This is a genomic window from Salinispora oceanensis, from assembly GCF_000383575.1.
GTDB lineage: Bacteria > Actinomycetota > Actinomycetes > Mycobacteriales > Micromonosporaceae > Micromonospora > Micromonospora oceanensis.
In genome coordinates, this window is record NZ_KB911579.1 from 3,197,290 (window position 1) to 3,219,664 (window position 22,375).

General features: G+C 72.2%; 26 protein-coding genes and 1 tRNA gene. 15 read left to right on the plus strand and 12 right to left on the minus strand.

The genetic code is table 11. The annotated features are described in order from the left end of the window. Positions 1–89: 89 nt before the first annotated feature. Positions 90–422, plus strand: a complete 333-nt coding sequence (locus tag SALPAC4_RS0114980; protein WP_223874764.1) for a hypothetical protein — start codon at positions 90–92, stop codon at positions 420–422. 71 nt (positions 423–493) lie between these two features. On the opposite strand, the gene SALPAC4_RS0114985 is transcribed toward SALPAC4_RS0114980, so the two are convergent. From SALPAC4_RS0114985 to SALPAC4_RS0114995, 3 genes are all read right to left on the minus strand, one after another. Next, positions 494–1,711, minus strand: a complete 1,218-nt coding sequence (locus tag SALPAC4_RS0114985) for an MFS transporter (protein WP_019871018.1) — start codon at positions 1,709–1,711, stop codon at positions 494–496. A gap of 65 nt (positions 1,712–1,776) precedes the next feature. Continuing rightward, positions 1,777–2,358 carry a nicotinamidase gene (locus SALPAC4_RS0114990; RefSeq protein WP_018734881.1) on the minus strand — a complete coding sequence of 194 codons (582 nt, stop codon included), beginning with the start codon at positions 2,356–2,358 and terminating at the stop codon, positions 1,777–1,779. A gap of 11 nt (positions 2,359–2,369) precedes the next feature. Further along, positions 2,370–3,656, minus strand: coding sequence for a nicotinate phosphoribosyltransferase (locus SALPAC4_RS0114995; RefSeq protein WP_019871019.1), 1,287 nt, complete (start codon positions 3,654–3,656; stop codon positions 2,370–2,372). Between the two features lie 167 nt (positions 3,657–3,823). On the opposite strand from SALPAC4_RS0114995, the gene clpS reads away from it, so the two are divergent. From clpS to rdgB, 8 genes are all read left to right on the plus strand, one after another. Beyond that, complete coding sequence (gene clpS / locus SALPAC4_RS0115000) at positions 3,824–4,114, plus strand: ATP-dependent Clp protease adapter ClpS (RefSeq protein WP_018253938.1); 291 nt, start codon at positions 3,824–3,826, stop codon at positions 4,112–4,114. Positions 4,115–4,116: 2 nt separating this feature from the next. Continuing rightward, entirely contained in the window at positions 4,117–4,611 is a 495-nt protein-coding gene (locus SALPAC4_RS0115005; protein WP_188116870.1) for a DUF2017 domain-containing protein, read from the plus strand. A gap of 55 nt (positions 4,612–4,666) precedes the next feature. Next, positions 4,667–5,155 carry a Mov34/MPN/PAD-1 family protein gene (locus tag SALPAC4_RS0115010; protein ID WP_018218761.1) on the plus strand — a complete coding sequence of 163 codons (489 nt, stop codon included), beginning with the start codon at positions 4,667–4,669 and terminating at the stop codon, positions 5,153–5,155. Positions 5,156–5,225: 70 nt separating this feature from the next. Beyond that, a complete protein-coding gene (locus SALPAC4_RS0115015) occupies positions 5,226–5,561 on the plus strand; it encodes a MoaD/ThiS family protein (RefSeq protein ID WP_019871020.1) in 336 nt (111 codons plus the stop codon). A gap of 12 nt (positions 5,562–5,573) precedes the next feature. Beyond that, the gene (locus SALPAC4_RS0115020) at positions 5,574–6,539 is read left to right on the plus strand and encodes a PLP-dependent cysteine synthase family protein (RefSeq protein WP_019871021.1); all 966 of its coding nucleotides are present in this window, start codon (positions 5,574–5,576) and stop codon (positions 6,537–6,539) included. Positions 6,540–6,707: 168 nt separating this feature from the next. Further along, positions 6,708–7,454 (plus strand): MBL fold metallo-hydrolase, encoded by a 747-nt coding sequence (locus SALPAC4_RS0115025; protein WP_027644471.1) that lies wholly within the window; start codon positions 6,708–6,710, stop codon positions 7,452–7,454. Between the two features lie 87 nt (positions 7,455–7,541). Further along, the gene (gene rph / locus SALPAC4_RS0115030; RefSeq protein ID WP_027644470.1) at positions 7,542–8,267 is read left to right on the plus strand and encodes a ribonuclease PH; all 726 of its coding nucleotides are present in this window, start codon (positions 7,542–7,544) and stop codon (positions 8,265–8,267) included. A gap of 49 nt (positions 8,268–8,316) precedes the next feature. Continuing rightward, positions 8,317–8,931 (plus strand): RdgB/HAM1 family non-canonical purine NTP pyrophosphatase, encoded by a 615-nt coding sequence (rdgB, locus tag SALPAC4_RS0115035; protein WP_011905008.1) that lies wholly within the window; start codon positions 8,317–8,319, stop codon positions 8,929–8,931. Between the two features lie 65 nt (positions 8,932–8,996). Here rdgB and hutH read toward each other — a convergent pair whose 3' ends face one another. The 6 genes from hutH to SALPAC4_RS0115065 are packed head-to-tail and all read right to left on the minus strand — an operon-like array spanning position 8,997 to position 16,790. Then, positions 8,997–10,535 (minus strand): histidine ammonia-lyase, encoded by a 1,539-nt coding sequence (gene hutH / locus SALPAC4_RS0115040; protein WP_019871024.1) that lies wholly within the window; start codon positions 10,533–10,535, stop codon positions 8,997–8,999. Then, on the minus strand, positions 10,523–11,701 hold the full coding sequence (gene hutI, locus SALPAC4_RS0115045) for an imidazolonepropionase (protein ID WP_019871025.1): 1,179 nt from the start codon (positions 11,699–11,701) through the stop codon (positions 10,523–10,525). The genes hutH and hutI overlap by 13 nt, the downstream gene beginning before the upstream one ends. Then, positions 11,698–13,056: a formimidoylglutamate deiminase gene (locus SALPAC4_RS0115050; protein WP_019871026.1), complete on the minus strand. Its 1,359-nt coding sequence runs from the start codon at positions 13,054–13,056 to the stop codon at positions 11,698–11,700. The genes hutI and SALPAC4_RS0115050 overlap by 4 nt, the downstream gene beginning before the upstream one ends. Continuing rightward, complete coding sequence (locus SALPAC4_RS0115055; RefSeq protein ID WP_019871027.1) at positions 13,053–14,267, minus strand: allantoate amidohydrolase; 1,215 nt, start codon at positions 14,265–14,267, stop codon at positions 13,053–13,055. The genes SALPAC4_RS0115050 and SALPAC4_RS0115055 overlap by 4 nt, the downstream gene beginning before the upstream one ends. A gap of 10 nt (positions 14,268–14,277) precedes the next feature. Then, positions 14,278–15,927 (minus strand): urocanate hydratase, encoded by a 1,650-nt coding sequence (gene hutU, locus SALPAC4_RS0115060; protein WP_019871028.1) that lies wholly within the window; start codon positions 15,925–15,927, stop codon positions 14,278–14,280. 11 nt (positions 15,928–15,938) lie between these two features. Continuing rightward, positions 15,939–16,790: a MurR/RpiR family transcriptional regulator gene (locus tag SALPAC4_RS0115065; protein ID WP_019871029.1), complete on the minus strand. Its 852-nt coding sequence runs from the start codon at positions 16,788–16,790 to the stop codon at positions 15,939–15,941. Positions 16,791–16,876: 86 nt separating this feature from the next. Here SALPAC4_RS0115065 and SALPAC4_RS0115070 point away from each other — a divergent pair, with 86 nt between their 5' ends. Next, on the plus strand, positions 16,877–17,695 hold the full coding sequence (locus SALPAC4_RS0115070; protein ID WP_019871030.1) for an MOSC domain-containing protein: 819 nt from the start codon (positions 16,877–16,879) through the stop codon (positions 17,693–17,695). Positions 17,696–17,772: 77 nt separating this feature from the next. Here SALPAC4_RS0115070 and SALPAC4_RS0115075 read toward each other — a convergent pair whose 3' ends face one another. Continuing rightward, on the minus strand, positions 17,773–18,315 hold the full coding sequence (locus SALPAC4_RS0115075) for a GNAT family N-acetyltransferase (protein ID WP_019871031.1): 543 nt from the start codon (positions 18,313–18,315) through the stop codon (positions 17,773–17,775). A gap of 75 nt (positions 18,316–18,390) precedes the next feature. Between SALPAC4_RS0115075 and SALPAC4_RS0115080 the strand changes: the two genes are divergently transcribed. Next, positions 18,391–18,807 carry an ASCH domain-containing protein gene (locus tag SALPAC4_RS0115080; RefSeq protein WP_019871032.1) on the plus strand — a complete coding sequence of 139 codons (417 nt, stop codon included), beginning with the start codon at positions 18,391–18,393 and terminating at the stop codon, positions 18,805–18,807. Between the two features lies 1 nt (position 18,808). On the opposite strand, the gene SALPAC4_RS0115085 is transcribed toward SALPAC4_RS0115080, so the two are convergent. After that, positions 18,809–18,895 (minus strand) — tRNA-Leu (locus SALPAC4_RS0115085). Between the two features lie 124 nt (positions 18,896–19,019). Then, positions 19,020–19,496 (minus strand): thioredoxin-dependent thiol peroxidase, encoded by a 477-nt coding sequence (bcp, locus tag SALPAC4_RS0115090; protein ID WP_019871033.1) that lies wholly within the window; start codon positions 19,494–19,496, stop codon positions 19,020–19,022. Positions 19,497–19,723: 227 nt separating this feature from the next. Here bcp and SALPAC4_RS0115095 point away from each other — a divergent pair, with 227 nt between their 5' ends. Genes SALPAC4_RS0115095 through SALPAC4_RS0115110 form a run of 4 tightly spaced genes read left to right on the plus strand, consistent with a single transcriptional unit; the run spans position 19,724 to position 22,368 of the window. Continuing rightward, complete coding sequence (locus SALPAC4_RS0115095; protein ID WP_019871034.1) at positions 19,724–20,440, plus strand: energy-coupling factor ABC transporter permease; 717 nt, start codon at positions 19,724–19,726, stop codon at positions 20,438–20,440. Then, the gene (locus SALPAC4_RS0115100; RefSeq protein ID WP_018729757.1) at positions 20,437–20,829 is read left to right on the plus strand and encodes a PDGLE domain-containing protein; all 393 of its coding nucleotides are present in this window, start codon (positions 20,437–20,439) and stop codon (positions 20,827–20,829) included. Before SALPAC4_RS0115095 ends, SALPAC4_RS0115100 begins: the two co-directional genes overlap by 4 nt. 10 nt (positions 20,830–20,839) lie before the next feature. Continuing rightward, positions 20,840–21,610, plus strand: a complete 771-nt coding sequence (cbiQ, locus tag SALPAC4_RS0115105; protein WP_019871035.1) for a cobalt ECF transporter T component CbiQ — start codon at positions 20,840–20,842, stop codon at positions 21,608–21,610. Continuing rightward, complete coding sequence (locus SALPAC4_RS0115110; RefSeq protein ID WP_019871036.1) at positions 21,607–22,368, plus strand: energy-coupling factor ABC transporter ATP-binding protein; 762 nt, start codon at positions 21,607–21,609, stop codon at positions 22,366–22,368. Before cbiQ ends, SALPAC4_RS0115110 begins: the two co-directional genes overlap by 4 nt. The last annotated feature ends 7 nt before the right edge of the window (positions 22,369–22,375 follow it).

Consider the following 22,375-nt stretch of genomic DNA (forward strand, 5'->3'; position numbering starts at 1 on the left):
CCCATGAGCCTGGACGTGCGCAGCGACGACAACTGCCACCTGTGGGCCGAACAGTCCGGTGCTGGGCCGCCGCCCGCGGAGGAACGTGAATGGGCGATCCTGCAATGGTCAGCCGACTTCGCCGACCCGGCACCGCGGTGCGACACGCCGAACGCATGGCCACCCCATGGCTGGGCATCAACCACGACTGCGGCCAGGCCATCAACACCGAGGTCAAGCACGAGCTCAGCGACTCCGAAATAGCTGTGCAGTGCCGAGCGCTCGACCTGCCCGTGCTGATCATCGACGGCATTGAGGACATCCGCCCCCGCTGGGCCGTCGACTCGCTGCACCAAGCGCTGACCAACAGCCAACGCATGAAGCTCGCCCGCTCCGGTCACTTGCGTGGGTCGAGAACCCTGACGATTTCCGTGCAGCGGTGACCACCTTCCTGACCAAACACAGCCGGGATGGCCCGCGGGGATGCCCCTAGCCCCGCCGGTGCGGCAACGGCTCACGCAGCGTGGGTCAGCTCGGGCGTGGGAACGGGGGCCGGTGCCTCGGTGTACCGGCGACGGCGCAGCTGCAGTGGGAGCACCGCCAGGGCGACCAGGGCGCCGACCGCGCCGGTCACGGCGAAGCCCCAGGCCGGCGCGGACGCGTCGATGACGGCTCCGGCCAGCGGGGCGCCGACCGCGACACCGACGGTGATGGCGGAGCCGTGTAGCCCCATCGCCTCACCGCGGGCGTCCGCGGGGGCCAGGCGACTGGCCGCGTCCGAGGTGGCGGCGATGGTGGGGGCGCAGAGCAGGCCGGCGGGGATCAGCACCAGGCTGAGCAGCCACCAGTTCGCTCCGGCCAGCCCGACCGGGATCGTGGCGACGCCCAGCGCCGCCAACAGCACCAGCGGCGACGGGGACCGGGTGATCGCCCCGTAGGCGAAGCCGCCGATCAGCGAGGCGAGCGCCCAGACGCCCAGCACGACGCCGGTGAAGCCCATGTCGCCGTTGTCGCGCAGGGCCGCGATCACGGCCACGTCGGTGCCGCCCAGCACCACGGTCGCGGCGGCGCTGACCGCCAGCACGGCGACCATTCGCGCGGTGAGCCACTCCCGCCGCGGCACCTTTCGTCGCGGGCCGGCCGCTTCGCTGGCGCCCCGGACCGGCGGGTTGAGCAGGAAGAGCCCGATGCCGGCAGCGACGATGGCGGCGCCTACCAGGTACAGCGTGGTCCGGGCGGAGATGGTGGTTACCGCGAGGGTGGCCAGTACCGGCCCGATCATGAAGGCCATCTCCACCGAGACCGAGTCCAGCGCGTAGGCGGGCCGGCGCTCCTCGGCCGGCACGATGGCCGCGATGGACTGGCGGACCACCGCGAAGATCGGCAGCGCCAGCGAACCGGCGAGGAAGGCGGCGGGCAGCAGCAGCGCATACGGCAACAGCGGCGCGGTGGACCAGAACACCGCTTCGGCGACGGCGGTCAGCACCAGCACCGGTCGCAGGCCGCGCTGGTCGATCAGGCGACCCAGCAGTGGGCCGCCGAGGGCCGCGCCGACGGTGATCGCGGCGCCGACCAGCCCGGCGGCGGCGTACCCCCGGTCGAGGTCCTGGACGACGTAGAACGTCAGGGTCAGACCGATCGTGGTGAGCGGGATCCGGGCGAGCACCGCCACGATCAGTAGGGCCCGGAGACCGGGCAGGGCGAGCGCTGCCCGGTAAGGCTTCAAGTTCACGTCGGTCCGTACCTCCGGGGGACATCCTGGCCCGCGGGTCCGGGGTTCACCAACGTGTTAACGGCTCATGCGGCCCTGATCACAGGCGTTCCCTCGGTGCTGATCCCGGCGCCAGCGAAGGCTCGTAGTGCCGCGTCGGCCGTTTCGGGCCCGATGGCGGCGGTCAGGTCCAGTCGGACGGTGGTCCGGAAGCCCTCCGCGGCCGCGTCCAGGGCGGTGGCCCGGACACAGAAGTCGGTGGCGAGCCCGACGATCTCCACCTGGTCAACCCCGTGCCGCCGGAGCCAGTCGGCCAGGCACTCGCCCTGGTCCGTGTGCCCCTCGAAACCGGAGTACGCGGCGGCGTGCTCGCCCTTGTGGAAGATCACCTCGATTCGGTCGGTGGCCAGGTCGGGGTGGAATTCCGAGCCGGGCGTCCCCACCACGCAGTGCGGGGGCCACGAGTCGACGAAGTCCGGCGGATCGCCGAAGTGCGCCCCGGGATCGATGTGGTAGTCCTTCGTCGCCACCACGTGGTCCCAGCGGTCCGGCGCGGTGGCGAGGAGCTGGCTGACCCCGGCCGCGACGCTGGCGCCGCCGCCGACCGCGAGTGAACCGCCCTCGCAGAAGTCGTTCTGTACGTCCACGATGATCAGTGCGTTGCCCATGTGTTGCCCCTTCAGTCGGCCGGTACGACCGTGACCGGAATGGCCGGATCGCCGGCGGAGAGCTTCAGTCCTTCCCAGGGGATCGAGATCAGGCACTGCCGCAGGTGTTCCCGCGACTCGTCCAGCGTCGGCTGCGCCGCCACCGCACCCCCCGCCAGGTAGGTGCGTTGCAGCAGCCGGTCGTTGGGCTGCCGCTCCGGCACGCCCTGCGGCACGATCACCTCCTCGGTGGCGGTGCCGGTCGGTTTGTGCCGGCGGACCGCCACCTTGCGGCCGCCGATGGTGGCCTTCTGTTCGGAACGCTTGACCACCGGGCGCCCTTCGACTTCGACGAGCTTGTACACCAGGCTGGCGGTCGGTGCGCCGGAGCCGGTGACGACGGCGGTGCCCGCGCCGTACATGTCCACCGGCTCGGCGGCCAGCGCGGCGATGGCGTACTCGTCAAGGTCGCCGGAGACGATGATCTTCGTCTCGGTGGCGCCGAGCGAGTCGAGCAGGTCCCGGGACTGCTGCGCCATGACCGCCAGGTCACCGGAGTCGATTCGGATCGCCCGCAGGTCCGGCCCGGCCACCGCGATCGCGTTGCGGATGCCCTGGCCGATGTCGTACGTGTCAACCAGCAGGGTGGTGTCCTTGCCCAGCGTCGCCACCTGGGAGGCGAACGCTGTCCGCTCGTCCTCGTGCAGCAGGGTGAAGGCGTGCGCGGCGGTGCCCGCAGTGGGAATGCCGTAGCGCTCGCCGGCGGCCAGGTTGGAGGTGAACCGGAAGCCGGCTAGGTAGGCCGCGCGGGCCGTCGCCACCGCCGCCTCCTCGTGGGTGCGTCGGGAGCCCATCTCGATCAGGGTGCGGCCGCGGGCGGCGGTGACCATCCGGGTGGCTGCCGCCGCGGTGGCGCAGTCATGGTTGAGCACCGACAGCACCAGCGTCTCCAGCACGACGCACTCGGCGAACGTGCCCGAGACGGTGAGGATCGGCGATCCGGGGAAGAAGAGCTCCCCCTCGGCGTAACCGTCGATGTCACCGGTGAAGCGGTAGGCGGTGAGCCACTGCGCGGTGGCGTCGTCCACCACCCCGGTTCGCCGGAGGAATTCCACCTCATCGGCATCAAAGCGGAAATCCCGGATCAGCTCCACCAGTCGACCGGTGCCGGCCACGACACCGTAGCGGCGCCCCGCCGGTAGCCGCCGGCTGAACACCTCGAACACGCAGCGGCGGTCGGCGGTGCCGTCCCGCAGCGCGGCGCGGACCATGGTCAGCTCGTAGTGGTCGGTCAGCAGCGCGGGGCCCAGGGTGCTCACCCGGCTCAGCCTAGAGTTCCCACGCGCTCCGTACCGTCCTGGCCCAGGAACAATCGGGGTGCCCGCCGTCACCTTGTCGCCGGCCGTGGCGCCCGCGCCGGCCTCGGCCGGCGAGCGGTCGGTGTTCCGGTTCCTCGAATCGGCGGATCCGGTGGCACGATGGGGGCATGGCGGCTCCACAGGTTGCACCACTCGAGACGCCGGACACCGACGAGGTGCCGGCGCCCGACCGACCGTGGGTGACGATCGTTTGGGATGACCCGGTCAACCTGATGGCGTACGTGACCTGGGTCTTTCAGAAGTTGTTCGGTTACAGCCGAGGGCGGGCCGAGCAGCTCATGCTGGACGTTCACCACAAGGGCAAGGCGGTCGTCTCCAGCGGTACCCGGGAACGGATGGAGCACGACGCGTCGCAGCTGCACGCGTACGGGCTCTGGGCGACGGTGGATCGGGCGTGAGCATGTTCCAACGCTGTAGTGGCCACTACGTGGCCACCTTCGCGGTAGACGAGGTCCGCGTCCTGCGGAAGGTCGCCACCGAGGTGGTCGGCCTGCTCACCGACGCGTTCGACCACGCCGACCCGGTGGTCGTGCGGCTCTTCCCGGAGGTCTACCCGGACGACGCGGCGGACGCCGCGGAGTTTCGTCAGTACACCGAGGGGGACCTGAAGACGGCGAAGATCGACCAGGCCGGCGCGATTCTCGCGGCGCTCCCCGACGACGCCGGTGGCGAGGTCCGGCTCGACGGTGAGGCGGCCGAGGCGTGGTTGCGGGCGCTCAACGACGCCCGGCTGGCGATGGGCGTCCGGCTGGAGATCCGGGATAGCACCGATCTCGGCGCGGAGCTCGATGACGCGGTCGCCACGGATCCGGGGTCCAGTCGGATGTTCCAACTGTCGGTCTACGCGTATTTGGGCTACTTGCAGGAATCCCTGCTCAGCGCATTGATCGACTGATCCGTGACCGTTGCCACCTCGCCGGCCAGCACGGGCAGGCGCTACGCTGGTCGGCGTGCTGAGCATCGACCGGGCGATCGTGGACGCGATCGTCGCCCATGCCCGTCGGGACCACCCCGACGAGGCGTGTGGCGTGGTCGCCGGTCCCGCCGGTAGCGACCTTGCCACTCGGCACATCCCGATGGAGAACGCCGCCCGTTCCATGACGTTCTACGAGTTCGACTCGATGGAGCAGTTGCGGGTGTGGCGGGAGATGGACGACCGGGACGAGGCGCCCGTCGTCATCTACCACTCGCACACCGCGACCGAGGCGTACCCATCGCGCACCGACGTCTCCTTCGCCGGTGAGCCCGACGCGCACTACCTGCTCGTCTCCACCCGTGAGCCCGACTCCGAGGAGATTCGCTCCTTCCGGATCGTGGCTGGCGTGGTGACTGAGGAGAAGGTCTGCATCCTGGACGCCGGGGTGGACCCGCACGCCGTGCAGTCCTACATGTTCGGGCAGAGCCCGGCGACGGTCGACTACGAGTGTTCTGGCCGCTGACTCCAGCGCGGTAACACCCCACCACGTCCCGTCACCATTTCGGCATTCCCCGAGCGAGGAGCACCGCATCATGGCCATCGAAGTTCGTATCCCCACCATCCTGCGCAGCCACACCGGCGGCGCGAAGATCGTCGAGGGGACCGGCGACACGCTGGGTGACCTCTTCGCCGACCTGGACAGCCGGCACGACGGGCTGAAGGGCCGCCTGGTTACCGACACCGGCGCGCTGCACCGCTTCGTGAACGTCTACATCAACGACGAGGATGTCCGCTTCCTTGGCGCGTTGGAGGCCAAGCTCAACGACGGCGACAGCGTGACCATCCTGCCGGCCGTCGCGGGTGGGGCCCCCGACTTCGCCGCGGTGGCCGCCCGCGGCCTGCGCGCCGGGTCGCCAGCCGCCCGCTGAGGGCGCGGCCCCGTGGCGCGCTACGACAGTCTGCTGGACGCCAGTGGCGGAACGCCCCTGGTCGGGCTGCCCCGGCTCGCACCGGCGGTGCCCGCGGGGGCGCCGCCGGTGCGGCTCTGGGCGAAGCTGGAGGACCGTAACCCGACCGGCAGCATCAAGGACCGGGCCGCGCTGTTCATGGTCCGCGCGGCCGAGGAGGCGGGCCGGCTCCGGCCGGGCGCCACGATCTTCGAACCCACCAGCGGGAACACCGGTATCGCACTGGCCATGGTGGCGAAGCTGCGTGGGTACCGGCTGGTGTGTGTGCTGCCGGAGAATGTCTCCACCGAACGGGTGCAGCTGCTGCGCATGTACGGCGCGGAGATTATCTTCTCGCCCGCGGCGGGGGGCTCGAACCAGGCCGTCGCCACCGCCAAGCAGATCGCCGCCGAACACCCCGACTGGGTCCTGCTCTACCAGTACGGAAACGAGGCCAACGCGAAGGCCCACTACCTGACCACCGGTCCGGAGCTGCTCCAGGACCTACCCACGATCACCCATTTCGTGGCCGGGCTCGGCACGACGGGCACGTTGATGGGCACCGGCCGCTACCTGCGCGAGAAGGTGGCGGGGGTCCAGGTCGTGGCCGCCGAGCCGCGCTACGGCGAACTGGTGTACGGGCTGCGCAACATCGACGAGGGGTACGTACCGGAGCTGTACGACGCCTCGGTGCTGACCCGGCGCTTCTCGGTCGGCACCCGGGATGCTGTGCTGCGGACCCGCCAGCTGGTCGAGGTGGAGGGGCTCTTCGCTGGACTCTCCACCGGCGCGATCCTGCATGCGGCGCTGGCGGTGGCGCACGAGGCGGTCCGGGAGGGGCGCCGCGCCGACGTGGCCTTCGTGGTCGCCGACGCGGGCTGGAAGTATCTCTCGACCGGAGCCTACGACGGCACTCTCGCCGAGGCGGAGGAGGCGCTGGAGGGGCAGCTCTGGGCCTGACCCACCAACTGGGACGGTGTCACGTTCGTGACACCTTTCCGGGGATGATTCATGCCTTCGGGCCGCCGAGCGTAGGCTGCCCAGCGTGGCGTACACGGCGGTTGGAACGATGCTCTGCGGAGAGGCAACCGGCCCGGACACTACAGAATGCGACAGTGAGACGACTCAATGCGACTAACGGTGTTGGGTTGCGCCGGGAGCTTCCCCGGCCCGGACTCCCCCTGTTCGGCCTATCTGGTCGAGGCCGCGGGCTTCCGGCTCCTGGTCGACTTCGGCTCCGGGTCACTGTCGACCCTCCAGCGTTACGTGGGGCTGCACGCTCCCGACGCCGTCCTCCTCACGCACCTGCACGGCGACCACTTCCTCGACGCCGCGCTCTACGTGGTGGTCCGCCGGTACGCCCCGGACGGCCCCTATCCGGCGCTGCCGGTGTACGGCCCGGCGGGCACACCGGAACGACTCGCCGCCCTGGCCGGAGCGCCGGACGGCACGGTCGAGGATGTGTACCAGTTCTCCGCCCTGGCCCCAGGGACCTTCCCGGTCGGCCCGCTGACCGTCACCGTGGACCGGGTCAACCACCCGATCGAGACGTACGGGGTCCGGCTGGAACACAACGGTCGGGTGCTCTGCTACTCCTCCGATACCGCCCCCTGCGAGGCGCTGCTGCAGCTGGCCCAGGGAGCCGACGTGTTTCTCTGCGAGGCGAGCTACCTCGACGGGGTGGACAACCCACCGGATCTGCACCTGACCGGCGGGGAGGCCGGCGAGGTCGCCACCAAGGCCGGTGTCGGGCGGCTGCTGCTGACCCACCTCGTGGCGGCCTGGGGCAGCGAGGCGCAAACCGTCGCGTCCGCCGCCGCTGCCTACGCCGGCCCGCTCGAGGTGGTCCGGCCGGGCGCGCGCTACGAGGTCTGACCGGTGTGGGCTGGCCGGGGCTTCGGCGGTCCAGCCGACCGGGACACCCCGGGGCGGGCCGCCCCTGCCACCACATAGGGTGCAGACATGGCGCGACCTGACGGGCGGCTGCCCGAACACCTCCGACCGGTGACCCTGACCCGCGGCTGGAGTACCCATCCCGAGGGCTCTGTGCTGGTGGAGTTCGGCGCCACCCGGGTGCTCTGCACCGCGAGCGTCACCGAGGGAGTCCCCCGCTGGCGCAAGGGCTCCGGCCTCGGCTGGGTCACCGCCGAGTACGCCATGCTGCCCCGGGCCACCAACACCCGCTCCGACCGGGAGAGTGTCAAGGGACGGGTCGGTGGGCGTACCCACGAGATTTCCCGGCTGATCGGCCGCAGCCTACGCGCGTCGATCGACCTGAAGGCGCTGGGCGAGAACTCCATCGTGCTTGACTGCGACGTACTCCAGGCCGACGGCGGCACCCGTACCGCCGCGATCACCGGCGCGTACGTGGCGCTGCACGACGCGGTGACCTGGCTCGCCACCCGCCGCTCCCTCGCCGGCCGGCCGGAGACGGTGATGCACCGTTCGGTGGCGGCGGTGAGCGTCGGCGTCGTCGCCGGTGAGCCGCGACTGGACCTTAACTACGCCGAGGACGCGACCGCCGAGGTTGACCTGAACGTGGTCTGCACCGGCGCCGGTGACTTCGTTGAGGTGCAGGGCACCGGTGAGGCGGGCGTCTTCAGCCGCGGACAGCTCGACGCCCTGCTCGACCTGGCCGTCGCCGGCTGTGTGGAGTTGGCCGAAGCCCAGCGGAAGGCGCTCTCGTGAAGGCGGCTTCGCTGCTGGCTTCCGTGGTCGTGAACGAAGGTGACTCAGCATGAACAAGGTTTTGCTCGCCACCCGGAACCGGAAGAAGCTCATCGAGCTGCAACGCATCCTCGATGGCGCCCTGGGCGCGCACCGGATCGCCCTGATCGGCCTCGACGATGTCGAGGCCTACCCGGAGCTGCCGGAGACCGGCCTGACATTCGGGGAGAACGCGCTGATCAAGGCCCGGGAGGGCTGCCGGCGCACCGGGTTGCCCACGATCGCCGACGACTCCGGCCTGGCGGTGGAGGCGCTCAACGGCATGCCCGGTGTCTTCAGTGCCCGCTGGGCCGGCCAGCACGGTGATGACCACGCCAACCTGCAGCTGGTGTTGAACCAGATCGCTGACGTGCCGGACGAGCATCGGGGCGCGTCCTTCGTCTGCACGGTGGCCCTGGCACTGCCCGGTGGCAAGGAGCACCTGGTGGACGGCCGGCAGGCCGGTCGCCTGCTGCGGGAGCCACACGGCGACGGTGGCTTCGGCTACGACCCGATCTTTCGCGGCGACGGGCAGGACCGGACCAACGCCGAGCTGACGCCGGCGGAGAAGGACGCGATCAGTCACCGCGGCAAGGCGCTGCGCGAACTGGCGAAGCTGGTCGCCAAGGTGTTGCCGCCGGCCTGACCCGCCGTACCCGGGCAGCGGCTACCGACCTCGGCAGCCGCTGCCCGGCACAGCCGAGCAGGAGGTCAGGCCAGCGTCCCGACCTCACGTTCGATCGCCGCCCGAAGCTCCGGACCGGCAATCACCGTCCGGGCGGTCTCCAGCACCGGAGCGAGGAAGATGTCCGGGCCGGGCTCACCGGCGGCCCCGGCCAACGCGGCGATGGCGGCCCGTCCGGCCGGCGACGGCTGTAGCGGCGCCCGGAGCTGGAGCCCGCGGACCGCGGCGAGGAGTTCGACCGCGAGCAGGCTGGTCAGGTTGTCCAGGACGGTCCGCAGCTTCTTGGTCGCCGCCCAGCCCATCGACACGTGGTCTTCCTGCATCCCGCTGGTGGGCAGGGAGTCCACCGAGGCGGGGGCGGCGAGTCGACGGTTCTCCGCGACGATGCCGGCCGCCGTGTACTGAGCGATCATCAGCCCGGAGTTGACCCCGGCATCGGGGGAGAGGAACGCCGGCAGGTCCCGGGAGCGGGTTACGTCGAGCAGCCGATCCACCCGCCGTTCGGCGATTGCGCCGACCTCGGCGGCGGCGACGGCGAGGAAGTCCGCGGCGAAACCGAGCGGCGCGCCGTGGAAGTTCCCGGTCGACTCGACCCGGCCGTCCGGCAGGACCACCGGGTTGTCCACCACCGAGACCAGTTCCCGGCCCGCCACCTGCCGGGCGAAGTCCAGGGTGTCCCGGGCCGCGCCGGCGACCTGCGGCGCGCACCGCATCGAGTACGCGTCCTGCACCGCGTGCACCACGTCGTCGCGGTGCGACGCCATCACCGCCGAGTCCTGGAGCAGGCGGTGGATGTTCGCCGCCGAGGTGGCCTGCCCGGGGTGCGGCCGGATGGTGTGCAGCTCGGGCTGGAACGGCCGGTCCGTGCCGAGCATCGCCTCGATCGCCAGGGCGGCCGTCACGTCGGCCAGGGTGAACAGGTGTGCGGCGTCGTGGTTGGCCATCAGCAGCATGCCGAGCATGCCGTCGGTGCCGTTGATCAGCGCCAGCCCTTCCTTGGCGGCCAGCTCGATCGGCGTGAGACCGGCCCGGCGCAGCGCCTCACCGGCCGGGATCCGGTCACCGGCCGCGCCCAGCACCCAGCCCTCGCCGAGTAGCGCCAGCGCGCAGTGCGCCAGCGGCGCCAGGTCCCCGGAGGCCCCCAGCGACCCGTGCTCGGGCACCCACGGGGTGACATCGTGGTTGAGCAGGTCCACCAGTGCGGTAGCGACCAGCGGCCGGACTCCGGAGCGGCCGAACGCGAGGGAACGGGCGCGCAGCAGCATCATCGCCCGTACCACCTCGCGGGGCATGGCGGTCCCCACCCCGGCGGCGTGCGAACGAATCAGCGCGTGCTGTAGCTCGGCCCGCCGCTCCGGGGCGACGAAGGTGTTGGCGAGCGCCCCGAAGCCGGTGCTCACGCCGTACACCGGCTGGCCGGCGGCCTCGATCCCGTCCACGACGGACCGACTGTTGGCCATCGCGTCGATCGCCGTCGGGTCGAGGACGACCTTGGCGTTGCCGCGGGCGACGGCGAGCACATCGGCGGGGGTAACCCCGGTTGGTTGAATGACTACGGTCGACATTGCGGTACTCCGTTGTGCAGGACCTGGCGGATCAGTGGAACCCCTGGCCGGTATGCCAGGTGCAGGTGGGACGGGGCGTCGAGGATCATCAGGTCGGCCCGGGCGCCGGGCGCCAGCCGACCCACGTCGGTGCGGCGCAGCGCCGCGGCGCCGCCGGCGGTCGCCGCCCAGACCGCCTCGGAGGGGCTCATGCGCATCTCCCGGACGGCCAGCGCGATGCAGAACGGCACCGACGAGGTGTACGACGACCCGGGGTTGCAGTCCGTGGCCAGCGCCACGGTCACGCCCGCGTCGAGCAGCCGCCGGGCGTCCGGGTAGGGCGATCGGGTGGAGAACTCCGCCCCGGGTAACAGGGTGGCCACGGTCGTTCCATCGGCCCCGACGAGCGCGTCAACGTCGGCGTCGGTGAGGTGGGTGCAGTGGTCGACGCTGGCCACCCCCAGCTCCACCCCGAGCTGGACCCCCGGGCCCGGACCAAGCTGGTTGGCGTGCAGCCGGGTGTCCAGCCCGGCGGCCCGCCCACGGGTCAGGATCGCGCGGGTCTGGTCGGCGTCGAAGGCGCCCCGCTCACAGAAGACATCCACCCAGCGGGCGTACGGCGCGGCGGCGGCGAGCATCGGGCCGCAGACCAGGTCGACGTAGTCGTCCGGGCGGTCGGCGTACTCGGCGGGGACGAGGTGCGCCCCGAGGAAGGTGGTCTCCGAGCTCACCTCGGCGGCGATCCGCAGCGAGCGGGCCTCGTCGGCGACGGTGAGGCCGTACCCGCTCTTGATCTCGATGGTGGTGGTGCCCTGCCGCAGCGCCTCCGCGTGTAGCCGGCGGGCGGTGGCGCGTAGCTCGTCGTCGGTGGCGGCCCGGGTCGCGCCGACCGTGGTGCGGATGCCGCCGCCGGTGTACGGCTCGCCGGCCATCCGGGCGGCGAACTCGACCGCGCGGTCCCCGGCGAAGACCAGGTGGGCGTGGCTGTCCACGAAGCCGGGCAGCACGGCCGCTGACTCGACGTCGATACGTTGGTCGGCGGCGGGCGCACCCCCGCTCGACCCGACCCAGGCCACCACGTCGTCCTCAACGAGCACGGCGGCGTCACGGCGGATGCCCAGCGGCCCCTCCCCGGCGGTGGTGTTGGTGACCAGCTCTCCGATGTTGTCCAGCAGCAGGCTACTCATGGCGCTCCGGTCACCTCCGCGATCGACGTGGCCAGCTCGGTGGGGACGTCAACGGTGCGGTGCCGTCCGTCCTGCACCACCACCTGGCCCTCCACCACCACCTGGTGCACATCCCCCGCGGTGGCGGCGAAGAACGCGCCGGCCGCCGGTACCCCCGCGGTCCGGGGGCTGTCCAGCCGGAGGGTGACCAGGTCGGCCCGGTCGCCCACCGCCAGCCGGCCGGCGTCGCCCCAGCCGAGGGCGGCATGTCCGGCGGAGGTGGCCGCGGTGACCAGCTCACCGACGGTGAAGTGGCCGCGCTGCCGGGTACGCAGGCGCTCGTCCAGTTCCACCGCGCGCGCCTCCTCGAAGAGGTCCACCACCGCGTGGCTGTCGCTGCCGAGACTCAACGGACTGCCGGCGTTGGCCATCCGGCGGGCCGGTCCGATCCCGTCGGCGAGGTCCCGCTCGGTGGTGGGGCAGAGGCAGACCCCGGTGCCGCTGTCCCCGAGCAGGATCACGTCCGAGCTGGTGGGGTGGGTGGCGTGCACGGCGGTGGTGTGCTGGTCGAGAACTCCCCGGTCGGCCAGCAGCCGGGTGGGGGTGCAGCCGTGCGTGGCCCGGCAGGCATCGTTCTCGGCCGGCTGCTCGGAGAGGTGCAGGTGCAGCGGGACACCCCGCTCCCGTGCCGAACCGGCCACCGTTGCCAGTTGGTCGGCGGGCACGGCGCGCACCGAGTGGATCGCCGCGCCCACCCGTACGTGCGCGTCGGTGGGGGTGAACGCCGCCACCCGCTCCGCCCAGCGCAGGGCGTCACCGTCGCCGAAGCGTCGCTGCGGCCCGGCCAGCGGCTCGCCGGCCACGGTGGCGGTCAGGTAACAGGCGTCCAGCAGGGTCAGCCGGATCCCGGCGTGCGCCGCCGCCTCGACCAGGGCGGCCCCCATCGCGTTCGGGTCGGCGTACGGGGTGCCGTCCGGGCCGTGGTGCAGGTAGTGGAACTCGCCGACGCAGGTGATCCCGGCCAGCGCCATCTCCGCGTACCCGGCGCGGGCGAGCGCGAGGTAGCTCTCCGGGTCCAGCCGCGCGGCCACCTCGTACATCCGGTCCCGCCAGGTCCAGAAGTCGCCGCGACCGCCGTGGGTGCGGCCGCGCAACGCGCGGTGGAAGGCGTGCGAGTGCGCGTTGGCCAACCCCGGCAGGGTCAGCCCGGGCAGGCGGACCGCGTCGGCGAGGACCTCGACCCCGGTGGTCGGCCGGCCCTCGGTGGTCAGCGGGGTGACCCCGGTGATCCGGCCGGCAGCGGTCTCGATCAGCACGTCCGGGGTCGGCTCGGGCTGCTCGGGTAGCCACGCGTACTCGGCCAGCCAGCGGGTCATGTCAGCTCCTCCAGCGCGGCGGCGAGGGCTTGCACCCCGGCCGCGCAGTCGTCGTCGTTCGCCGACTCCGCGGGGGAGTGCGACACCCCGGTGGGGTTGCGGACGAAGAGCATCGCGGTGGGCAGGTGTCCGGCCAGCACGCCGGCGTCATGCCCGGCCCCGGTCGGCAGCACCGGCGCGTCGAGCAGCCGGGCGAGCCGGTCGGCCAACCCGCCGTCGAATGCGACGAGGGGCGTGGCCGACTCCTCGGTCAGCCGCAGCCCGGTGCCGTCGCGCCGGGCCCGCTCGGCGGCCCGGTCGTGGACCGCCTCGACCAGCCCGGCGAGGGTCTCCGGCTCGGCCGCGCGGGCGTCCAGCCAGCCGGTGACCGCAGCCGGGATGGCGTTGGTGGCGTTCGGTTCCACCCGTACCCGGCCGACCGTGGCGTGGGCGCCGAGCCGCCGGGCCTCCTTGTTGGCGGCGAGCACCGTGAACGCGTACGTGAGCATCGGGTCGCGGCGGTCCATCATCCGGGTCGTACCCGCGTGGTTTCCCTCGCCGGTGAAGTCGAAACGCCACCGGCCGTGCGGCCAGATCGCGCTGGCGACGGCGACCGGCGCGGCCTGGTCGACCAGGGCCCGGCCCTGCTCGACGTGGAGCTCGACGAAGGCGGCGAAGCGGCCGAGCAGCTCCGGCCGGGCGCCGGCCGGCGGGCCACCCAGCGCCTCGGCGAAGCTCACCCCAGCCGGGTCGCGCAGCTCGGCCGCCTGCTCGACCGGCAGCGCCCCGGTGAGTAGCCGAGACCCCAGGCACGGTACGCCGAACCGGGCGCCCTCCTCCTCCACGAAGGCGGCGACCGCGATCGGCCGGTTGGGGGTGGTGCCGGCGGCACGGAGCTCGTCCACGGCGAGGAAGGAGCTGACGATGCCGAGCGGCCCGTCGTACGCCCCGCCGTGCGGTACCGAGTCGAAGTGGCTGCCGGTGAGCACCGCGTTCCCCGCCTCCGGGGCGCCCCACCAGGCGAAGAGGTTCCCGTTGCCGTCCTCGCTCACCGGCATGTCGCGCTGGTCGGCCTGGGCCCGGAACCACTCCCGCAGCCGCAGCTCGGGGTCGGTCAGCGCGTACCGCAGGTACCCGCCGCTACGGTCGTCCCGGCCGATCGGCGCGATCTCGTCCCAGAGCCGCCGGAACCTGCGCGGAAGGGAGCCCTCCACCACCGGATGCGTCAACACGGAGCTCTCCTTACGCCTTCGCCATCGGGATCTGTAGGCCGGTCTGCTCGGCGACCTGCCGGGCGTCGTCGTAGCCGGCGTCAACGTGCCGTACGACGCCCATCGCCGGGTCGTTGGTGAGGACTCGTTCGATCTTCTGCCCGGCGAGGGCGCTGCCGTCGGCGACGCAGACCTGGCCGGCGTGGATGGAGCGGCCGATCCCGACCCCGCCACCGTGGTGCAGGGAGACCCAGGAAGCCCCGCTGGCGGTGTTTACCAGGGCGTTGAGCAGCGGCCAGTCGGCGATCGCGTCGGAGCCATCGGCCATCGCCTCGGTCTCCCGGTACGGGCTGGCGACGCTACCGCAGTCCAGATGGTCCCGGCCGATGACCACCGGTGCGGAGAGCTCTCCGGCGGCGACCATCTCGTTGAACCGTACCCCGGCCCGGTCTCGTTCGCCGTAGCCGAGCCAGCAGATCCGAGCCGGCAGCCCCTGGAACGCCACCCGGTCGCCGGCCATCCGGATCCAGCGGGCCAGCTGCTCGTTCTCCGGGAAGAGTTCGAGGATGGCCCGGTCGGTCGCGGCGATGTCGGCCGGGTCGCCGGAGAGCGCCGCCCACCGGAACGGGCCCTTACCCTCGCAGAACAGCGGGCGGATGTAGGCGGGCACGAAACCTGGGAAGTCGAAGGCGCGCGGGTAGCCACCGAGCTGCGCCTCGCCGCGGATCGAGTTGCCGTAGTCGAAGACCTCGGCGCCCGCGTCGAGGAAGCCGACCATCGCCTCGACGTGTCGGGCCATTGACGCGCGGGCGCGGTCGGTGAACTCGGTCGGCTTGGCCGCCGCGTAGTCACGGGCGTCGGCCAGCTCAACCCCCTCCGGCAGGTACGACAGCGGGTCGTGCGCGCTGGTCTGGTCGGTGACCACGTCCACCGGGACACCGCGGCGCAGCAGCTCGGGGAAGATGGTGGCCGCGTTGCCGACCACGCCGATGCTGCGTGCCCGCCGTTCGTCACGGGCGGCGGTTGCCCGCTGCACCGCGTCGTCGAGGGAGTCGGCGACCTCGTCCAGGTAGCGCTCGCGTACCCGGCGTTCGAGGCGGGAGCGGTCGACATCCACGATCAGGCAGGCACCGCCGTTCATGGTCACGGCGAGCGGCTGGGCCCCACCCATCCCGCCGCACCCGGCGGTCAGCGTCAGCGTGCCGGCCAGCGACCCGCCGAACCGCTTGGCGGCGACGGCCGCGAACGTCTCGTAGGTGCCCTGGAGGATGCCCTGGGTGCCGATGTAGATCCACGATCCGGCGGTCATCTGCCCGTACATGGTGAGGCCGAGTTGCTCCAGCCGGCGGAACTCCGGCCAGGTGGCCCAGTCGCCGACCAGGTTGGAGTTGGCCAGCAGCACCCGTGGCGCCCACTCGTGGGTCCGCATCACCGCGACCGGCCGGCCGGACTGCACCAGCATCGTCTCGTCGTCGCGCAGCTCGGTGAGGGTGTTCAACAGCGCGCGGTACGACGGCCAGTCCCGCGCAGCCTTCCCGGTGCCGCCGTAGACGACCAGGTCTTCGGGGCGTTCGGCCACCTCCGGGTCGAGGTTGTTCATCAGCATCCGCCGTGCGGCTTCCTGGGGCCAGCTCCGGGCGGTGAGAGTGGTGCCGCGCGCGGCGCGGATCGGCTGGGTCATAGGGGAACCTCCTAACCGAGGAACAACTGACGACGGGCGGCGGAGGCTTCGAAGGCCTCCAGCCGCCGTTGGGTTTGTACGGGTGCGGCGTCGCAGATTGCCTGCAGTAGCACCATGGCCAGGGTCATCGGTGCGGTGTGTAGGTCGAACACGAGCTGTGCGCCAACGGCGGCGGGGAGCACCACGTCGGCGTGCTCGCCGGCCGGGCTGACCGGCGAGTCGGTGATGGCGACGACGGTCAGGCCCGCCGTCCGGGCCTCCCGCAGGGCGTCGAGGGCCTCCCGGGGGTAGCGGGGCAGCACGAGGGCGAGCAGGGCGGTCGCGCCCGCCTCGGCCGCCTGTTCGATCCGGTCGGTGAGCAGGCTGCCGCCGTCGTCGAGCACCCGTACGTCCGGGAGCACCTTGGCGGCGAAGTAGGCGAAGTAGGCGGCCAACGGCGCGGCAGCGCGGAGGCCGAGCACCGGCAGCGGGTGGCTGGCGGCGAGGAGCCGGCCGGCGGCGGCCACCCGGTCCCGGTCGGCGAACTGGTCGGCGAGCCGGTCCAGGTTCTCGATCTCGGCACGCACCGCCTGCTGGAGTTCGTTGTCCGAGTTCGGTCGTTCGCCGCGGGGCGTCGCGGTCAGCTCCCGGAGGTGGCGGCGCAGGGCGGGGTAGCCGTCATGGCCGAGGGCCATCGCGAAGCGGGTCACCGAGGGTTGACTCACCCCGGCCAACTCGGCGACCTCCGCAGCCGACAGGTACGCCACCGCCGGGCCCTGCTGGACGAGGCAGTGTGCGATCCGTCGCTGGGTCGGGGTGAGCCGGACCCCGCGGAACAGGTCCAGCACCCGGTCACCCGGGGACACGACGGATCCTTCATTCATGTTTCGACCCTATGCATAGAAACTTTCATCGGCAACCGGCCCGCCGCGGCCGGCGCGAGGCGGGGTGCGAGTGGCAGGGTGAGCCGATGCGGCTGAGTGCTGTTCACACCTACCCCGTCAAAGGCGGTCGGCGGCGGGACCACGATGTCGCCCCGGTGCTGCCCTGGGGCCTGGCCGGCGACCGGCGTTGGATGCTCGTTGACGCGGCGGGCATCGGCATCACCCAACGCGAGGTCGGCAGCCTCGTCGGGCTGCGTGCGGTGGCCCGAACCGGCGGTCTCACCCTGCGCGCCGCCGGCCACCCCGACCTCGATGTCGCGGAACCGGTGGACGGTGCCCCGATCGCGGTGCGCACCTTCCGTAGCCGCAAGCTGGACGTGTGGGCGCACGTCGCCGGTCCGGCCGCCGAGACCTGGGTCAGCCGGTTCCTCGGCCGCCCGGCCCGCCTGGTGTGGCTGGCCCGGCCGGCCCGCCACATCCCCGCCGCCGACCGCGAGCACGACCCAGGTGACCAGGTCAGCTTCGCCGACGAGGCCCCGATCCTGCTGGCCAGTACCGCCTCACTCGACGCGCTTAACGGGTGGCTGGCGGAGGCCGGCGAGCCGCCGGTGCCGATGACCCGTTTCCGCCCGAACCTCGTGGTCACCGGAGCGCCAGCCTGGGCGGAGGACGACTGGGTCGCCCGCCCGGTGCGCATCGGTGGTGTCACCTTCCGCGCCGCCGGCCCGGCTGGTCGCTGCGTAGTCACCACCACCGACCAGGAGACCGGGGTCCGGGGGAAGGAGCCGCTGCTCACCCTCGGCCGCTACCGCAACGTGCGGCAGAAGCTCCTATTCGGGCTGCACCTGGTGCCCGTCGAGACCGGTTGGGTCGCCGTCGGCGACGAGGTCGTGCCCGTCGACTGACCGCAGCGGGTCAGGCCGGGCCGCTGGTCATCCCGGGGCCGCCGCTGATCACCCGAGCCGCAGCTCACCTTCGGTCATCACCCGGGCCGGTCTGCGCTCAGATCGAGCCACATGTGGAGCTCGTCCCGATCATCTCCTGCCGCCACCCGCAGCGCGCCCGGCAACCGCCCCACCTCGCGGTAGCCGAGGTGCCGGTAGAAGCGATCCAGCCCCAATCCGTCCCGGACGGTGATCTGGAGCGCGGCGAGCCCCCAGCGGCGACCGATCCGCTCCGCCGCGCGCATCAGCTCCAGGCCGTAGCCCTCGCCCTGACAGTCCGGGTGGACCATCACCCGGGTGAGGACCCGATAGTGGGTCTTCAGGTGAAACCGGTTGTCGGTGAAGATCGCCATCGCGACGAGCCGGTCGTCGGCGTAGCCGAGGAGCAGCCGGTCCGGGCCGTCGGCGATCGCCGCGAGGGTCGGGTCGGCGATGGTCCGCACCTCGGCGGCGGTGACCGGCGCGACAAAGCCCACCGCGCCACCGGCGTTGGTGACGTCAACCCAGAGCGCGATGATCTCCGCGCGGAGGTCGGGCGTCAGGTCGGGGTCGAGTACGAACCGGAGGGCCACGCTGCTCATCCTGACCGGTCGGGTCGGGCCACCGCCCGAGAAAGTGACGAGCCCGACGGGGGCGAACCAGGCTAGGGTCCGTCCATGATCGCAGCGCTGCCACCGTTCGAGTTCGCCTTCCCCGGTCCGTTGCGCGACAAGCTGGTCGCCCTGGTGCTCGCGGGGGTCAAGACCACCACGACCGGCCTACGCCAGGACTACGAGATCGAAGGGGAAGAGCTACCGGTCGCGGGTACCCGGGCGGCGGTGATCGATTCTGCTGGTCGCCCGGTGGCCGTGATTGAGCTGACCGAGGTGCGGGTCAGCCGGCTCGGCGACGTGGACCTGGACCACGCCCGGGACGAGGGGGAGGGGGACGACTCGGTCGCCACCTGGCGAGCGGGGCACGAGAAGTACTGGCACGGGGCGGACTACCGAGGGTGGATCGGCGACCCGGACTTCACCGTGGACGACGACACGCTCGCCGTGCTGGAGCGGTTTCGGCTGGTGGAGACCCTCTGAGTGGTGCGGGAGGGGGGACTCGAACCCCCACGTCCTCTCGGACACAGGCTCCTAAGACCTGCGCGGCTGCCAATTACGCCACTCCCGCTTGCCGGGAAGAGTCTAGAGCCTCCCCCGGCGGGCCCGCGCCCCGCCCGGGTGGTCATCCTGGCGTGCCGGCGGATAAGCGGATAACCGGCCAGGGGCGCGGGCGCGCGGCCCGGCTGGCGTCGTCAGTCCAGGCCGAGATCGCGACGGATCTTGGCGACGTGGCCGGTCGCCCGGACGTTGTAGAACGCCCGCTCGATGCGTCCGTCGCCGTCAATGACGAACGTCGAGCGGATGACCCCGGTGACCGTCCTGCCGTACGACTGCTTCTCGCCGTACGCCCCGTACGCGGCGAGCACCGCCCGGTCGGTGTCGGAGACGAGCGGGAACGTGATGGCGTCCCGTTCGCGGAACTTGGCCAGCTTCTCCGGCTTGTCCGGGGAGATGCCGACGACCTCGTAGCCGGCGGCCTGGAGCGAGGCGAGGGAGTCGCGGAAGTCGCAGGCCTGCTTGGTGCAGCCGGGGGTCATCGCGGCCGGGTAGGCGTAGAGCAGCACCTTGCGGCCGCGGAGGTCGGCCAGCGCGAGCTGGTCGCCGCTGTCGGTGGGGAGGGTGAAGTCGGGGGCGGGGTCGCCAGGGGAGAGGCGGGCAGGCGCGGTCATGGCTGCGACCCTACCGCCGGGCCAGCTCCCGGTCCGCTTCGGTGGCGTGGCCCTCGGCGGCGTGGCGCTCGGTGTGGGTGGCGCTCGGTCGGCACGCCTCGCTTGCCCTGGCTGCGCGGCGACGTGACCGACGTCATCTCTTGTTGCCAAGGATTGGCAATAGCTCACTTCTCCTAATAGCCTGATGCGGTGGCGTGGACAGACCCGCCGGACACGTGGGAGGTCGCGTGGAGCACCTGGCGATGCACATCTCCAACGGGATCATCAACGGTCCCGTCGCCGCGATCTTCGCGGTGATCGCACTGGCGGCGATGGCACTCTGCGTCCAGCGCGGCCGACAACACCTGGACGACCGGCTGGCGCCGATGGCCGGCCTGGTCGCCGCCTTCATCTTCGCCGTGCAGATGATTAACTTCCCAATCTTCACCGCCGGGGTCAGCGGCCACCTGCTCGGTGGTGCGCTCGCCGCGCTGCTGGTGGGGCCGTGGGTCGGTGCGCTCTGCGTGGCCGTCGTGCTGACCGTGCAGGCGCTGGTCTTCGGCGACGGCGGCGTGGCGATGCTCGGCCTCAACATTACCAACCTGGCGATCATCGGCACCGCCGCCGCGTACCTGCTGATCGTCGGGCTGCTGCGGGTTCTGCCGCGTACGCCGGCCGGGCTCGCCGTGACCGCGTTCGTCTCGGCACTGGTCAGCGTCGTGGCGGCGGCGCTGGGCTTCGTCCTCCAGTACCAGCTCGGTGGCGCCGTGTATCTCGGCGACAACATCGCCGGCCTGGCCGGCACGATCGCCGTCACCCACCTGCTGATCGGCGTCGGCGAGGGCCTGATCACCGCGATGACGGTGCTGACCGTCGCGAAGACCCGACCCGATCTTGTGTACGCGCTGCGCGCCCGCGGACCGGTCGCGTCGTCCCCCGTCCCGGCTGTTGGAGGTGCCCGGTGAGGAAACGGACCTGGGGCTTCATCGCCAGCGGGCTGCTGGTCTCCCTGCTGCTGGCCGGGGTGGTGAGCAGCTTCGCGTCGGCCGACCCGGACGGGCTGGAGTCCGCGCTGCGGGAGGGCTGCACCGTTGACGCGGCGGGCACTGTCACCGGCGGGGACTGCCCCGCGCAGCGGGAAGCGGAGCACGAGATCGGCGGTCCGCTGGCCGACTACGGCGTCTCCGGCATCACCGACGACGCCCTTGCCACCGGGCTCTCCGGCGTCGTCGGCGTACTGCTGACCTTCGCCCTGGCCGGCGGCGGGTTCTGGCTGGTCCGTCGCCGGGCCGGGCAGCAAACCACCCAGGATGGGGACGCGGCGCAGCCGACCTCCACCGCCGGAGTGGGCTGAGGAGCGGGCCGTGGGCGCCGGGCACACCCAATTGCTCTACCACTGCTCCGACTCACCGGTGCACCGGCTGCCCCCCGAGGTGAAGATCGCGGCGATGGTGGCCTTCACCCTCGCCGTGGTCGCCACCCCCCGGGAGGCGCTCTGGGCCTTCGGCGGCTACGCCGTGCTGGTGGCGGCGGTCGCGGCGGTGGCCCGGGTCCGGCCCGGCTGGCTGCTGCGCCGGTCGCTGATCGAGCTGCCCTTCGTGCTGTTCGCGTTCGCCCTGCCGTTCCTCGGCGCGGGCGAGCGGACCGAACTCCTTGGCCTGTCGGTCTCCGTGGACGGGCTGTACGGGGCGTGGAACATCCTCGCCAAGGGCACCCTGGGCGTCCTGGCGTCGCTGCTGCTGGCCGCGACCACCACCACCCGGGACCTGATCATCGGGTTGGACCGGCTGCGTTGCCCGCAGCTGCTCACCCAGATCGCCACCTTCATGCTGCGCTACCTGGAAGTGCTGGTCGGTGAGGCTCGGCGGATGCGGGTGGCCCGGCTGTCCCGGGGAGACGATCCGCGCTTCATGTGGCAGCTGCGGGGGTTCGCGACCGGGGTCGGGGCACTGTTCCTGCGCGCCTATGAGCGGGGGGAGCGGGTGTACCTGGCGATGCTGTCCCGCGGCTACACCGGGCGGATGCCCCAGGTGTGGCAGGGCGCGGAGGCGGCGACCGTCGGGCAGTGGCTGGCCGCCTCGACCGTCCCCGCCGTGGCGGCCGGCGTCGCGGCCACCGCCCTGGTCCTGACATGATCGGGGACGTGCAGCCGATGACGCCCCCCAGCCTCGACGTGCGCGACGTGCGCTACGCCTACCCGGATGGGCACGAGGCGTTGCGGGGCGTGGAGCTGACCGTGCCCCGCGGTGACCGGGTGGCGCTGCTCGGGCCGAACGGTGCCGGGAAGACCACCCTGGTGCTGCACCTCAACGGCATCCTCACCCCCACCGCGGGGAGCGTGACCGTCGGTGGGCTCACCGTCCGCCCGGACCGGTCGACCCTGGCCGAGGTGCGCCGACGGGTGGGCATCGTCTTCCAGGACCCGGACGACCAGCTCTTCCTGCCCACCGTCGCCGAGGATGTGGCGTTCGGCCCGGCCAACCTGGGGCTGCGCGGCGCCGCGCTGACGACCCGGGTGGAGGAGGCGCTCGCCGCGGTCGGGATGAGCGAGCACCGGGACCGCGCCCCGCACCACCTGTCGTTCGGGCAGCGCCGCCGGGTCGCGGTGGCGACGGTGCTCGCCATGCATCCGGAGATTCTGGTGTTGGACGAGCCGTCGTCCAACCTCGACCCGGCCGCCCGGCGCGAATTGGCCGAGATCCTGCGGGCCCTGCCGGTGACCCTGCTGATGGTCACCCACGATCTGCCGTACGCGCTGGAGCTCTGCGAACGCTCGGTAATCCTGGACGCCGGCCGGCTCGTCGCCGACGGCCCCACCGGGGAGATCCTGGCAGACGAGGCGCTGCTTGCCCGGCACCGCCTCGAACTGCCCTACGGATTCACGCCCCGCTGACCCGGGT